Source organism: Caulobacter sp. CCNWLW153 (assembly GCF_036889365.1).
In the GTDB taxonomy this organism is placed as follows: domain Bacteria; phylum Pseudomonadota; class Alphaproteobacteria; order Caulobacterales; family Caulobacteraceae; genus Caulobacter; species Caulobacter radicis.
In genome coordinates, this window is the sequence record NZ_JBAKFV010000008.1 from 152,422 (window position 1) to 165,822 (window position 13,401).

11 protein-coding genes are annotated in these 13,401 nt (G+C 68.7%); 6 read left to right on the forward strand and 5 right to left on the reverse strand.

The genetic code is table 11. The features are described from left to right. Positions 1-147: 147 nt before the first annotated feature. From V6S85_RS14270 to V6S85_RS14280, 3 genes are all read left to right on the forward strand, one after another. Complete coding sequence (locus V6S85_RS14270; RefSeq protein ID WP_334349313.1) at positions 148-897, forward strand: M48 family metallopeptidase; 750 nt, start codon at positions 148-150, stop codon at positions 895-897. A 100-nt stretch (positions 898-997) separates the two neighbouring features. Next, a complete protein-coding gene (clpB, locus tag V6S85_RS14275) occupies positions 998-3,583 on the forward strand; it encodes an ATP-dependent chaperone ClpB (RefSeq protein ID WP_116569851.1) in 2,586 nt (861 codons plus the stop codon). 431 nt (positions 3,584-4,014) lie between these two features. Further along, complete coding sequence (locus tag V6S85_RS14280; RefSeq protein WP_116487865.1) at positions 4,015-4,593, forward strand: OmpA family protein; 579 nt, start codon at positions 4,015-4,017, stop codon at positions 4,591-4,593. Between the two features lie 120 nt (positions 4,594-4,713). On the opposite strand, the gene V6S85_RS14285 is transcribed toward V6S85_RS14280, so the two are convergent. After that, the gene (locus V6S85_RS14285; RefSeq protein WP_334349314.1) at positions 4,714-5,190 is read right to left on the reverse strand and encodes a tRNA (cytidine(34)-2'-O)-methyltransferase; all 477 of its coding nucleotides are present in this window, start codon (positions 5,188-5,190) and stop codon (positions 4,714-4,716) included. 201 nt (positions 5,191-5,391) lie between these two features. Between V6S85_RS14285 and petA the strand changes: the two genes are divergently transcribed. The 3 genes from petA to V6S85_RS14300 are packed head-to-tail and all read left to right on the forward strand — an operon-like array spanning position 5,392 to position 8,122. Beyond that, positions 5,392-5,937: a ubiquinol-cytochrome c reductase iron-sulfur subunit gene (gene petA, locus V6S85_RS14290; RefSeq protein WP_116569853.1), complete on the forward strand. Its 546-nt coding sequence runs from the start codon at positions 5,392-5,394 to the stop codon at positions 5,935-5,937. Between the two features lie 5 nt (positions 5,938-5,942). Beyond that, entirely contained in the window at positions 5,943-7,262 is a 1,320-nt protein-coding gene (locus tag V6S85_RS14295; protein ID WP_116487868.1) for a cytochrome b, read from the forward strand. Positions 7,263-7,267: 5 nt separating this feature from the next. Then, positions 7,268-8,122 (forward strand): cytochrome c1, encoded by an 855-nt coding sequence (locus V6S85_RS14300; RefSeq protein WP_116487869.1) that lies wholly within the window; start codon positions 7,268-7,270, stop codon positions 8,120-8,122. 199 nt (positions 8,123-8,321) lie between these two features. Here V6S85_RS14300 and V6S85_RS14305 read toward each other — a convergent pair whose 3' ends face one another. The 4 genes from V6S85_RS14305 to V6S85_RS14320 form a co-directional block, all read right to left on the reverse strand. Continuing rightward, entirely contained in the window at positions 8,322-8,717 is a 396-nt protein-coding gene (locus V6S85_RS14305) for an OsmC family protein (protein WP_334349316.1), read from the reverse strand. Positions 8,718-8,745: 28 nt separating this feature from the next. After that, positions 8,746-9,489 (reverse strand): hypothetical protein, encoded by a 744-nt coding sequence (locus V6S85_RS14310; RefSeq protein ID WP_334349317.1) that lies wholly within the window; start codon positions 9,487-9,489, stop codon positions 8,746-8,748. A 258-nt stretch (positions 9,490-9,747) separates the two neighbouring features. Further along, entirely contained in the window at positions 9,748-12,018 is a 2,271-nt protein-coding gene (locus V6S85_RS14315; protein ID WP_334349319.1) for a beta-glucosidase family protein, read from the reverse strand. Between the two features lie 66 nt (positions 12,019-12,084). Next, positions 12,085-13,122, reverse strand: coding sequence for a LacI family DNA-binding transcriptional regulator (locus V6S85_RS14320; protein ID WP_116569857.1), 1,038 nt, complete (start codon positions 13,120-13,122; stop codon positions 12,085-12,087). Between the last annotated feature and the right edge of the window lie 279 nt (positions 13,123-13,401).

Below are 13,401 nucleotides of genomic sequence, written 5' to 3' on the forward strand. Positions count from 1 at the left end.
GGGGGCGACCTTCCAGCGCTCAGAAAGCTGAAAACGGCCCCCCTCCGGCCCTCCGGGCCACCTCCCCCAGAGGGGGGAGGATCTTGTTGCCAGTCCCCGTCCACGCGCCTTAAGTCGGGCCGTCGACAACAATAACGCGAGCCGTCCATGCGCCTTCGTCCGTCGCTGGTCCTGATCGCCGGCCTGATGCTTTCGGGCTGCGCCTACAACGCCGAGCTTGGCCGCGACCAGTTCGCCATGGTCGACGAGGCCAGCCTGGCGCGGTCGGGCGAGGCGGCCTGGGAGCAGACGCTGCGGACCAGCAAGGTCTCGAAGGACGCGCGGATGAACGCCCGGGTCACCACCGTGGGCCAGCGGATCATCGAGGCCGCGGGCCTGGCCAACCGGCCGTGGGACTACGTGGTGTTCGACAACGACACCCCCAACGCCTTCGTGCTGCCGGGCGGCCATATCGGCGTCAATTCGGGGCTGGTGCGCCTTGTCGACAACGACGACCAGCTGGCCGCGGTGCTGGGCCACGAGGCCGCCCACGTGCTGGGCCGCCACGCCGCCGAGCGCTATTCGCAGCAGATGAGCACCCAGCTCGTCCTGGCCATCGCGCAGGCGGCGGCCGGAGGCGGAAGCAGCGACGGCGGCCGGGCCGTGGCCTCGCTGGGCGGGGCCGGGGCGCAGATGGGCTTCCTGCTGCCGTTCTCGCGCAAGCACGAACTGGAGGCCGACCGCATCGGCGTCGACATCATGCAGCGCGCCGGCTATCGCCCGCGCGAGGCCGTGGCCCTGTGGCGCAGGATGCAGGCCCAGGGCGGCTCGGGCCGGCCCGAGTTCGCCTCGACCCACCCGTCGGACGCAACCCGCATCCAGGCGCTGGAAAACTATCTGGCGAGCCAGGGCTGGTGAGCCTTGTGTGGCTCTAGGGCCACACTACATCCCCTGACGGACCGGGTCGTGCTCATCAGAGGCGGCCTGGCCAGATCCGCCTAGTGAAGGGGACGCTGACTTGAAGATCGACATCTATTCCGACCGCGCCAAGCAGGCCGTGCAGTCCGCGCAGAGCCTCGCCCTTGCCCGTGGTCACCAGCAACTGGGGCCCGAGCACCTTCTGAAGGTGCTGCTGGAAGAAAAGGACGGGCTCTCGCGCACCATCATCGCCAACGCCGGCGGCCGCCCCGACGCGGCCGACGCCGCCGTGGACGCGATCCTGGCCAAGAACCCGCGCGTCGACGGCGCCGGCGGCCAGCTCTACATGAAGCCCGACACCGCGCGGGTGTTCGCGGCCGCCGAGGACGGCGCCAAGAAGGCCGGCGACGCCTTCGTCACCACCGAGCGCCTGCTCGTGGCCATCGCCAAGGACGGCGCGGAAAGCGCCAAGGCGCTGAAGGACGCCGGCGTCTCGGCCCAGAGCCTGGAGACCGCCGCCGCCGCCCTGCGCAAGGGCCGCACAGCCGACAGCGCAACCGCCGAGGAGGGCTATGACGCGCTCAAGCGCTACGCCCGCGACCTGACGGCTGCTGCAAGGGACGGCAAGATCGACCCGGTGATCGGCCGCGACGAGGAGATCCGGCGCACCATCCAGGTCCTGTCGCGCCGCACCAAGAACAACCCGGTGCTGATCGGCGAGCCGGGCGTGGGCAAGACCGCCATCGTCGAGGGTCTGGCCCAGCGCATCGTCAACGGCGACGTGCCCGAGAGCCTGAAGGACAAGAAGCTGCTGTCGCTCGACATGGGCAGCCTGATCGCCGGCGCGAAGTATCGCGGCGAGTTCGAGGAGCGCCTGAAGGCCGTGCTGGCCGAGGTGACCGCCGCCGAGGGCTCGATCATCCTGTTCATTGACGAGATGCACACGCTGGTCGGCGCGGGCAAGAGCGACGGGGCGATGGACGCCTCCAACCTGCTCAAGCCCGCCCTGGCGCGCGGCGAACTGCACTGCGTGGGCGCCACGACGCTGGACGAGTACCGCAAGCACGTCGAGAAGGACGCCGCCCTGGCGCGTCGCTTCCAGCCGGTGTTCGTGCAGGAGCCGACGGTGGAGGACACCGTCTCGATCCTGCGCGGCCTGAAGGAGAAGTACGAGGTCCACCACGGCGTGCGGATCAGCGACAGCGCCATCGTGGCCGCCGCGACGCTGTCCAACCGCTACATCGCCGACCGCTTCCTGCCCGACAAGGCCATCGACCTGGTGGACGAGGCGGCCAGCCGCGTGCGCATGGCGATCGACTCCAAGCCCGAGGAGCTCGACGAGATCGACCGCCGCCTGGTGCAGCTGAAGATCGAGCGCGAGGCCCTGTCGAAGGAAACCGACGCCGCCTCCAGGCAGCGCCTGGAGAACCTGGAGGTCGAGATCGACGACCTGCAGTTCCGCTCCGACGAGATGACCGCCCGCTGGAAGGCCGAGAAGGACAAGGTCGGCGGCGCGGCGCAGGCGCGCGAGGCCCTCGACCGCCTGCGGGCCGACCTCGCCAACGCCCAGCGCGCCGGCGACTTCGCCCGCGCCGGCCAGATCCAGTACGGCGAGATCCCGGCGCTCGAAAAGCGCCTGGCCGACGCCGAGGCCGGCGAGAACGGCGACAAGGCGCTGACCCCCGAGGTGGTCGACGCCGAGCAGATCGCCGCCGTCGTCAGCCGCTGGACCGGCGTGCCGGTCGAGAAGATGCTGGAAGGCGAGCGCGAGAAGCTGCTGCAGATGGAGGTCGCCCTGCGTTCGCGCGTGGTCGGCCAGGACGAGGCCCTGGAGGCCGTGTCCGACGCCGTCCGCCGCGCCCGCGCCGGCCTGCACGATCCCACGCGGCCGATCGGCTCGTTCCTGTTCCTGGGCCCGACGGGCGTGGGCAAGACCGAGCTGACCAAGGCCCTGGCCGAGTTCATGTTCGCCGACGAGCATGCGATCACCCGCATGGACATGTCGGAATACATGGAGAAGCACTCGGTCAGCCGCCTGATCGGCGCGCCTCCCGGCTATGTCGGCTACGACGAGGGCGGGGCTCTGACGGAGGCTGTCCGCCGCCGTCCGTACCAGGTGGTGCTGTTCGACGAGATCGAGAAGGCCCACCCGGACGTCTTCAACGTGCTGCTTCAGGTGCTGGATGACGGCCGTCTCACGGACGGGCAGGGGCGGACGGTCGACTTCCGCAACACCCTCATCATCATGACCTCCAACCTCGGCGCCGAGTTCCTGGCCAATCAGGAGGACGGGGCCGACGTGGAAGAGGTGCGCCCGCTGGTCATGGCCACGGTGCGGGGCCACTTCCGTCCGGAGTTCCTGAACCGGATCGACGAGATCATCCTGTTCAAGCGGCTCGACCGCTCGAACATGAGCGACATCGTCCGCATTCAGCTTGGGCGGGTGGAGAAGCTGCTGGCCGATCGCCGCATGACACTGGCGCTCGCGCCGGAGGCCCTGCAGTGGCTGGCCGACAAGGGCTACGACCCGGTCTATGGCGCGCGCCCCCTCAAGCGCGTGATCCAGAAGGAACTGGTCGACCCGATCGCCCGCAGGCTGCTGGCGGGCGAACTGGAGGATGGCGGCGTCATCGCCGTCGGGGCCGACGACGCCGGCCTGTCCTTCGGCCGTGCGACCTTGCAGTAGGCTCCGGCCTGAATTCGACGAGAAGCGCGCTCCGGTCCTCCGGGGCGCGTTTTTCGTTTGCGGTGGCGCGAAAGCTCCCTACATCTAGAGGGTGAGCCGGACACGTGTCGCGGCCGCTGGCGCCGTTCGCCCGATTCCATCGGGAAGCGCCCAGAGCCCCAGCCGAGGGCTCCAAGAGCCTCTCGCTCAGCCCCAAAAATCCTCTTCGAACTGAAAATAATTTATGGAACCAAATCGCGGTTCGAGCGATCGCGCGCGGTCAATAGAGTGACCAAGAGCATAGGCTGCAAGCGGCGCCAATCGCGACAAGAACACGCCTATTTTTCGCCTCTGTCACCTGACGGTTTCGTAATGCGAAAGCTGAACGACCCGGATGAATGCGTAGGTCCAAGGTCAAGCTTTCTTTGGATCAATAGGAGAAGATGCGAACAATGATCGGCCAAGTCAAAGGCAGCTTGAAGATGGCGACGGTCGTCGCGCTGGTGGCTGGGGGCCTGGCGGTCAGCGGCTGCGCGACGAAGAAGTACGTCAACACTCAGGTCGGAGCGGTGAACACGCGGGTGGACGGTCACGACACCCAGATCTCCGAGCTCGACAAGACGTCCCGCGAAGCCCTCGATCGCGCCACTGCCGCCGGCAAGCTCGCCGAAGGCAAGTTCATGTACTCGATGGTCCTGTCGGACGACTCCGTGAAGTTCCCGACCGACCAGGACGCCCTGTCCCCCGAGGCCGAACAGCGCCTGGCGGACTTCGCGGCCAAGCTGAAGGAAGAGAACAAGAACGTGTACCTGGAAATCCAGGGCTACACCGACGCCACCGGCGAGGCCGGCTACAACGAAAAGCTCGGCCAGCGCCGCGCCGACGCTGTGCGCAAGTTCCTGTCCCGCCAGGGCGTCGCCCTGAACCGCATGGCGACCATCTCGTACGGCGCGGAAGACCCCGTGGCCCCGAACGAGACCACCGAAGGCCGGGCGCAGAACCGCCGGGTCGTGATCATGGTGCTGGCCTAAGCCTCACGGCTTGGCCGCCAGGGACGCCGAGCGCGGGCGAAGACTCCACACCTTGCCCGCCGCTCGCGGCCCAGCGCCGATGGTTCAACTTGGGCGGTCCCGGAAACGGGGCCGCCTTTTTTACGTCTGCAGGGTGGTCAGCGACGGGAAGCCGCCCGTCTGGCGCAGGGCCTCGGCCAGGGCCATTCCAGCGGTCACCGAGACGTTCAGCGAGCGGGCCTGCGACCGCAGCGGGATCACCACCCGGGCGTCGACCGCGGCGTGGACCTCTTCGGGCGCGCCGCGACTCTCGTTGCCGAACAGCAGGGTGTCGCCAGCCTGGAAGGCGAAGTCGTGGAAGCCTTGCTCGCCGCGGGTGGTGAAAAGCACCAGGCGCCCATGGGCGCGCTGCGGCGCCTTCAGAAAGGTCTCCCACGAATCATGGCGCGTGAGGTGCGCGAGCGGGCCGTAGTCGAGGGCCGCGCGCTTCAAGCTCTTGTCGTCCAAGGGAAAACTACAGGGCTCGATGACGTCCAGCCCCACGTCCAGGCAGGCCGAAAGCCGAATCGCCGCGCCCACGTTCTGGGGAATGCCGGGTTGAAAAAGCGCGAGACGCATTCTAACGAAACCAACCATGGGGCTAGTAGGGGCATTGCTGCACATCGAATAGGGCTTGCGAACTCTGTTCGCCCATCCGATAGGGAGCGTGCCCCTTGTGGCGAAGATCCGCTCGCGGGTCGAGGTAAAGATATCGCGCCGAATGGCGCATTTCCTGGTCTGGCCGTTCGCGGTCGGACGGATTTCAAAGGGTGGAACAAGGTGGCCGACACCGCCGAGGGCGCAACGAAAGGGCCTGGGTCCGATCCCAGCCGACGCGATTTCATTTACATTGCCGCGATCACCGCGGCGGCTGGCGGCGCAGCGGCGCTTGCCTGGCCGTTCATCGACCAGATGAACCCTTCGGCCGATACGCTGGCCTTGGCTTCGACCGAGTTCGACCTGACCAAGGTCGCCGACGGACAGCAGGTGACGCTGAAGTGGCGGGGTAAGCCGCTCTTCGTGCGCAACCGCACCCCGGCTGAAATCCAGAAGGCGGTCGCCGACGACGGCGCATCGATGAAGGATCCCCAGAAGGACGCCGAGCGCGTGAAGCCGGGCAAGGCCCAATGGCTGGTGCTGATCGGCTCGTGCACGCACCTGGGCTGCGTGCCCACCTTCGGCGGCGGCGACTACGGCGGCTGGTTCTGCCCGTGCCACGGCTCGCACTACGACACGTCGGGCCGCATCCGTAAGGGGCCGGCTCCGCTGAACCTCGCGGTTCCGGAGTACGAGTTCCTGTCCGACACCAAGGTCAAGATCGGGTAAGCCAGATGAGCGGACATTCGACCTACCAGCCGAAGACCGGTTTCGAGCGCTGGCTCGACGCCCGTCTCCCGATCGTGCGCCTGGGCTACGACAGCTTCGTCGACTACCCCACCCCGCGTAACCTGAACTACTGGTGGACCTTCGGCGGCATCCTGTCGCTGTGCCTGGCCAGCCAGCTGATCACCGGGATCATCCTGGTGATGCACTACACCCCCAGCGCCGACCACGCCTTCGCCAGCGTCGAGCACATCATGCGCGACGTGAACTACGGCTGGCTGATCCGCTACATGCACGCCAACGGCGCGTCGATGTTCTTCATCGCCGTCTATGTCCACATGCTGCGCGGCCTCTACTACGGCTCGTACAAGGCGCCCCGCGAGGTGCTGTGGATCCTGGGCTGCGTGATCTACCTCCTGATGATGGCCACGGCCTTCATGGGCTACGTGCTGCCCTGGGGCCAGATGAGCTTCCACGGCGCCGTCGTGATCACCAACCTGTTCGGCGCCCTGCCGCTGGTCGGTCCGTCGATCACCACCTGGCTGTGGGGCGGCTTCGCCGTCGACAACGCCACGCTGAACCGCTTCTTCTCGCTGCACTACCTGCTGCCGTTCATGATCGCGGGCGTCGTGATCCTGCACATCTGGGCCCTGCACGTGGTCGGCCAGAACAACCCGACCGGCGTCGAGCCCAAGTCGAAGGCCGACACCCTGCCCTTCACCCCGTACGCGACGGTGAAGGACGGTTTCGCGATGAGCGTCTTCCTGATCCTCTTCGCGACCTTCGTCTTCTATCTGCCCAACGCCCTGGGCCATGCCGACAACTACGTCGAGGCCAACCCGCTGGTGACGCCGGCGCACATCGTGCCCGAATGGTATTTCCTGCCGTTCTACGCGATCCTGCGCGCCGTGCCGGACAAGCTGCTGGGCGTCTTGGCCATGTTCGGCGCCATCGCCTGCCTGTTCGCCCTGCCGTGGCTGGACACCTCGAAGGTGCGCTCGATGCGCTACCGCCCGACCGCGAAGCTGTATTTCATCATCTTCGTGGTGGCGTGCTGCATCCTGGGTCTCTGCGGCGCCAAGCTGCCGGACGATCCGGTGCTGGGTCACTTCAAGACCTTCACCCTGGGCGACGCCGACCTGAACAGCTTCGTGTGGCTGAGCCGCTTCGCCTCGCTCTACTACTTCGCGTTCTTCCTGGTGATCCTGCCGGTGCTGGGCCTGGTCGAGAAGACCCTGCCGGTTCCGGACTCCATCGCCTCGCCCGTCCTGTCGCACCCGGCCGCCGCGCCGGAGCAAGCGACCGCCGCGCCTGAAATGAAGGGCTGATCCCGATGCTGCGCAAACTCTCCGTCATCGCAGCGGTCGCGGGTCTGATGGCGTCGTTCGCCGCCGCCCCGGCCCTGGCCGCCGGTCACCCGCTGGAACCGGAAAAGATCCACTGGTCGTTCAACGGCCCGTTCGGCAAGTTCGACCAGGCCCAGCTGCAACGCGGCTACAAGGTCTATCGCGAGGTCTGCTCGTCGTGCCACTCCATGAAGCTCGTCAGCTTCCGGAACCTCGGCGACAAGGGTGGTCCGTTCTATAACGAGAAGTACCCGAACTCGAACGACAACCCGTGGGTCAAGGCGATCGCCAAGGAGTTCGAGGTCGCCGACATCGACTCCGAGACCGGCGACGCCATCAAGCGTCCGGCCACCAGCGCCGACCGCTTCCCCTCGCCGTTCCCGAACGAGGCGGCGGCCCGCGCCAGCAACGGCGGCGCGTTCCCGCCGGACATGTCGCTGCTGGCCAAGGCCCGCACCGGCGGTCCCGACTACATCCACGCCATCGTCACGGGCTACAAGAACCCGCCGGCGGGCCTGAAGGTCGGTCCGGGCCAGCACTACAACCCGTACATGCCGGGCGATCTGGCGGCCTACTGGAGCGGTGACCACGCTCATGTTCCGCCGGGCGGCTTCATCGCCATGGCCCCGCCGCTGACCGAGGGCGGCGTCACCTTCGACGACGGCACCAAGGCCACGGTCGACCAGCAGGCCCGCGACGTCTCGGCCTTCCTGATGTGGGCCGCCGAGCCCAAGCTGGAAGAGCGCAAGCAGACGGGCTTCGCGGTGATGATCTACCTGATCCTCTTCGCCGGCCTGCTCTATGCGAGCTACCGCAAGGTCTGGAAGAACGAGTCGCACTGAGCGGCCTGTTCGGACTGGAAATGAAGAAGGGCCCGGCGGCGACGCCGGGCCCTTTTGTTTTCCAAGATCCTCCCCCTGAAGGGGGAGGAGGGCCGGAGGGGGAAGTCCCTGATGGGGTCGGTTCACCTCTAAAGGCAGCAGCCACTTCTCCCTCAGTCGCTTCGCGGCAGCTCCCCCTTCAGGGCGAGCATCTTGCCGATCACCCCCGGTCCAGCACCGTGTCGATCGTGAACCCGCCCTTCAGGGCCAGGGTCACCGGCGTGCGTTCGACCACGTCGCGCAGGCGGGCGATGGCGGCCTCGTCGAGCGCGCCCGTGGCCGAGACCTTGCGGTCGATGCGGGGCTTGTCGCCGTAGGTGTCCAGCGTCAGCGTCGTCTCGATGGTCACCTCGCCCCAGCCCTTGCGGTCGGCGTACATGCGCAGGGTGGTGGCCGTGCAGGCCGCCAGGCCCGCCAGGACGAAGCCGAAGGGCGGCGGACCGGCGTCCTGGCCGCCCAGGGCCGGGGGCTCGTCGCCGACCAGCTTGTGGCCGTTGACGTCGAGCAGGATCGTGTGGCGCGGATCGGCGGTGACGGCGTGAGCGCGTGAGGCCATGGGAAACTCCGTACAGGGAAGAAGCGAGCTAGGGCGTGAGCCAAAGGGCGTGAGCGGCGGGATCCAGCCGCAGGCGACCCCGGGCCAGCACCTCGACGCCGAGGGCGCCGACGACGCCGGGCGGAAGGTCGCCGGCCTTCACCGCGCGGGCGCGGGGATAGAGCCGGCCGTCGAAGGCCAGGCCCGCCACCGTGCCCGCCGGCGCCTGACGCGGGCCGTCGGCCGGCCCGCGGGCGCGCAGGGCGGCGGCCGAGGCGGTGTCGAGGGCGAAGGGGCCCTGGACGCTCGAGAAGCCGTCGGAGGCGCTGGCGAGCACCGTCGGCACCCCGCCGACCATCTCGACCGGCAAGGAGGGCCCTGAGGGGCGCGAGAGGCCGTCGGCGGGGTCCAGCCGCAGACGGCAGGGGGAAAAGTCGATCACCACCGTGTAGCGGGCCAGGATGTCGGCGCCGATGACCCCGGCGATGGGGGCGACGAAGCCGACGCCGCGATAATCGAGGTCGACCACCGTCACGGGCTGGGCGGGCAGGGCCTGGCCGGCGACGCGGACGGGCAGGGAGAGCTCGCTTCCCTCGAAACCGCCGGCCTGGGCCTTGGTGTTGTGCAGCAGGGTATGCGGCGCCGACAGGTCGATGACGAAGTCGCCGGTCATGTCGCCGACCGCGGCGGGCGCGACGACCGCGCCGTTCTCGAACCAGCAGGCGGTCTCGCCGGCCCGCGCAGAGGCGCCGGTGGCGAGCGTGACGGCCAGGGCGAGAAGCGGAACGCGCATGGGAGCAGACTAGAGCGTGTGGGGCGAGGGTGGAAAGCGTTGGGTGGCTGACCAAGCCTTAGCCGCATGCATCGCGCATGGCTTGAACGGAAAGAGGGCGGACGCTTTCGCGTCCGCCCTGCTCCGGCCCGTTCTCCAAGATGCTCCCCCTGGAGGGGGAGCTGTAGCGAAGCGACTGAGGGGGAAGTGACAGCGGCGTCGCAGAAGCCGCTTCCCCCTCCGGCCCTTCGGGCCACTTCCCCCTTCAGGGAGAGGGTTTTACTTCAGCACCCCCACCGGCACGCTCTGCGCCTGCACCGCCGCCGTGGCCCGCGCCGAGATCGCCGCGGACGACGCCCCCAGCTGCACCTCGTAGTCGCCGGCCGCCACCGTCCAGCCGTGGGCCTTCTCGTCCCAGGTGGCCAGCAGGCGCGGGTCGACGGCCAGGGTCACGGTCTTGCTGGCGCCGGGGGCGAGCTCGACCTTCTCGAAGCCGGCCAGGCGGCGCGGGGCTTCCCAGCCGCCGGCCTTGGGCGAGACATAGACCTGCGGCACGTCCTTGCCGGCGCGCTTGCCGGTGTTGGTGACCTTGAAGGCCACCGTCAGCCGGCCGCCGGTCGTCGTGGTCTTCAGGTCCGAATAGGCGAAGCTGGTGTAGGACAGGCCGTGGCCGAACGGGAACAGCGGCGACAGGCCCTTCTTGTCGAACCACTTGTAGCCCACGGCCGCGCCCTCGATCGAATAGTCGACGGCGAACAGTGCGTCGGGCGTCTTCGGATCGCCGTCGAGCTTCGGGCGCGGCAGCTGCGCCTCGCTGGCGGGGAAGGTCACGGGCAGGCGGCCGGTCGCGTCCACCTCGCCGGTCAGCACGCGGGCGATGGCTTCGCCGCCGCTGGTGCCGGGATACCACGCCTGCAGCACCGCGCCGACGTCCTTCAGCCACGGCATGGTCACCGGGCCGCCGGTCTCGAGCACGACGACGGTGGGCTTGCCGGCCTTGGCGGCGGCCGCGATCGTGGCGTCCTGGTTCTTGGGCAGGGCCAGGGACGGAACGTCTTCCGACTCGGTGGTCCACTGGTCGGCGAAGACGATGACCAGATCGCTCTCGGCGGCCAGCCTGGAGACGGCGGCCGGATCCTTGCCGTCGTTATAGGTGAACCTGGCCTGGGGCGCGCGGGCCTGCAGAGCCTTCAGGGGCGAGGACGGATAGTAGATCACCGGGCCCGGCCAGGTCTTGGGCTCCAGCCCTTGCACGGCGCGACCGCCGGCCGGATAGACCTGCGACGAGCCGCCGCCCGACAGCACGCCGACATCGGCATAGGCGCCGATCACGGCGATCTTCTGGGCCTTCAGCGCCAGGGGCAGCACGCCCTTGTCGTTCTTCAGCAGGACCATGCCCTCCTCGGCGTCGGCCTGGCTGACCTTGCCGTTGGCGACGAGATCGATGGGGGCGATCTTCACCGGGTGGTCGACCGCGCCGCTGGCGAACAGCGAGCGGACGATGCGGCGGGCCATGTCGTCCAGGCGCGCCTGGCTGACCGCGCCGCTGGCGAGGTCGGCCTTCAGCACGCTGGCCAGGAAGGGCTGCTTGTCGAAGGCGTCGCCGGCCGACTCCTGATCGAGGCCGGCGTTGACCGATTTGGCGCCCGAATGCACGGCGCCCCAGTCGGACATCACGTAGCCCTTGTAGCCCCAGTCCTGCTTGAGGACCTTGTTTAGCAGCCAGTCGTTCTCGCAGGCGTAGTGGCCGTTGATGCGGTTGTAGGCGCACATCACCGAATGCGGGTCGGACGCCTCCATGGCGATCTGGAAGGCCAGCAGGTCGGAGGTGCGGGCGTCGGTGTCGCCGATCCTGCTGTCGACCACGAAGCGCCCGGTCTCCTGGGCGTTCAGGGCGTAGTGCTTGATGGTCGAGACGATGTGGTTGGACTGGATGCCCTTGATCTGGGCCCCGACCATGACGCCGGCCAGCAGCGGATCCTCGCCCCCGTATTCGAAGTTGCGGCCGTTGCGCGGTTCGCGGACCAGGTTCACGCCGCCGGCCAGCATGACGTTGAAGCCGGAGTCGCGGGCCTCCTTGCCGATCATCGCGCCGCCCTTTTCCGCCAGGGACGGGTTCCAGGTGGCCGTGGTGGCCATGCCCGAGGGCAGGGCGGTGCGCTCGCGGAACTCCGCCGCGCTGCCTTGGGTGGCCACGCCGATGCCGGCGTCGGTCTCGAACTGGGCCGGGATGCCCAGGCGCGGCAGGCCCGGCACGTAGCCGGCCGAGCCGGGCAGCGAGCCTTCGATGCGCGTGTACTTGGGCTTCATGTCGGCGCCGAAGTAGCCGTAGACCAGGGTCAGCTTCTCGTCCTGGGTCATGGCCTTGACGGCCAGGTCGGCGCGGGTGTCGGCGTCGAGCTTGGGGTCCAGCCACGGCTGCCCGGCCGGGGCGGCGGCGGGCGCGCCGTGGCCGGCATGGCCCTGGGCGAGGGCGGGGACGCCGCCGAAAACGCCCATCGTGGCGATGGTCAGGGCCAGGGCGCTGGCCCGCCAGAGACGCGAGTTCATTCTACCTCCCACTCGTATGATCTTGGCCGGCGGGGCCGGCGGATGGTTCGCGGACGGAGGGCTCCGTCAGCTGGACTTGCCCGGCGGCCGCTTGCGGGCGGGGCCGGTGGATTCGCGCACCACCAGGGTGTGCTGGGCCAGGAACGGGCTGGGGCGCACGCCCGAGTCGCTGCTGTTCCAGGCCGCGAAGGTCTGCAGGGCGCGCAGGGCCATCGGCTCGAACGGCTGGCGGATGGTGGTCAGGGTCGGCCAGATGACGCCGGCGATCGGCGCATCGTCGAAGCCGACCACCGACAGGTCGTCGGGAATGCGCAGGCCCCGGCGCTGGGCCTCCATGCAGGTGGCGGCGGCCATGTCGTCGTTGGCGGCGAAGATGGCGGTCGGCGGCTCGTCGATGTCGAGCAGCAGCTTGGCCGCGTCCATGCCGGTCTTGAAGGTGAACTCGCCCCCGACGATCAGCTCCGGGGCCGGGCGCGGCAGGCCGGCGGCGGCGTAGGCCTCGAAGAAGCCGTTGCGGCGGTGGGTGCTGGCGGCGTGGTCGGGATGGCCGGCGATGTGGCCGATGCGGGTGTGGCCCAGGCTGAACAGGTGCTCGACCACCTCGCGGGCGGCGGCGCGGTCGTCCATGGCGATGGCCGGGAAGTTGGGATCGGGCGTGGTCGGCGAGATCAGCACGCAGCGCACGTCGAGCTCGCGCATCAGCGCCTTCAACGGACCGAAGTCGCATTCGGGCGGCAGCAGGATGACCTCGCGGATGCCGCCGTCCTCGATGAAGGCGCGGATGCGCTCGTGCCAGCCGACCACCGGGCCGTCGAACAGTTCCACCGTCAGGTGGCGGCCGGTCTCCAGGCAGGCCAGCAGCAGGGCGTGGTGGGTGCGGGTGTGATAGCCGCCGCTGGGGTCGCCCATCAGCACGCCGACGGCCGAGGCGCCTTGCGCGCGGAAGTGACGGGCCACGGCGCTGGGCTGGTAGCCGATGGCGGCCATGGCCTCGCGGACCTTGTCGCGGGTCTTGGCGGTGACGCTGGCGTGGTCGTTCATCACGCGCGAGACGGTCTTGGCCGAGACCCCCGCCCGCTTGGCCACATCGTGAATCGTCGTCATTCCGTAAGACCCGCACCCGACTCGGCCGCGTGACGCGCATCCCCCGGCAGGGGGCGGCGCGGCGGCTCTCGGGGACCAGCCATACCGCAGCTCGACCGCCTTGTCATGCGACTGGACAAATGCGGGTCAAAAAATGTCCTCTCTGTGGACATTCATCGGGTCATTCCGGATGTCTGATTGGTCATGGCATAGGCGATGGAACCGCTTCCGATTCCTCTTTTGTCGAAAAATGGCGTCGCGCCGTCCTGCGCGAAAATCCTGGCGACGGCTCGCGTCAAA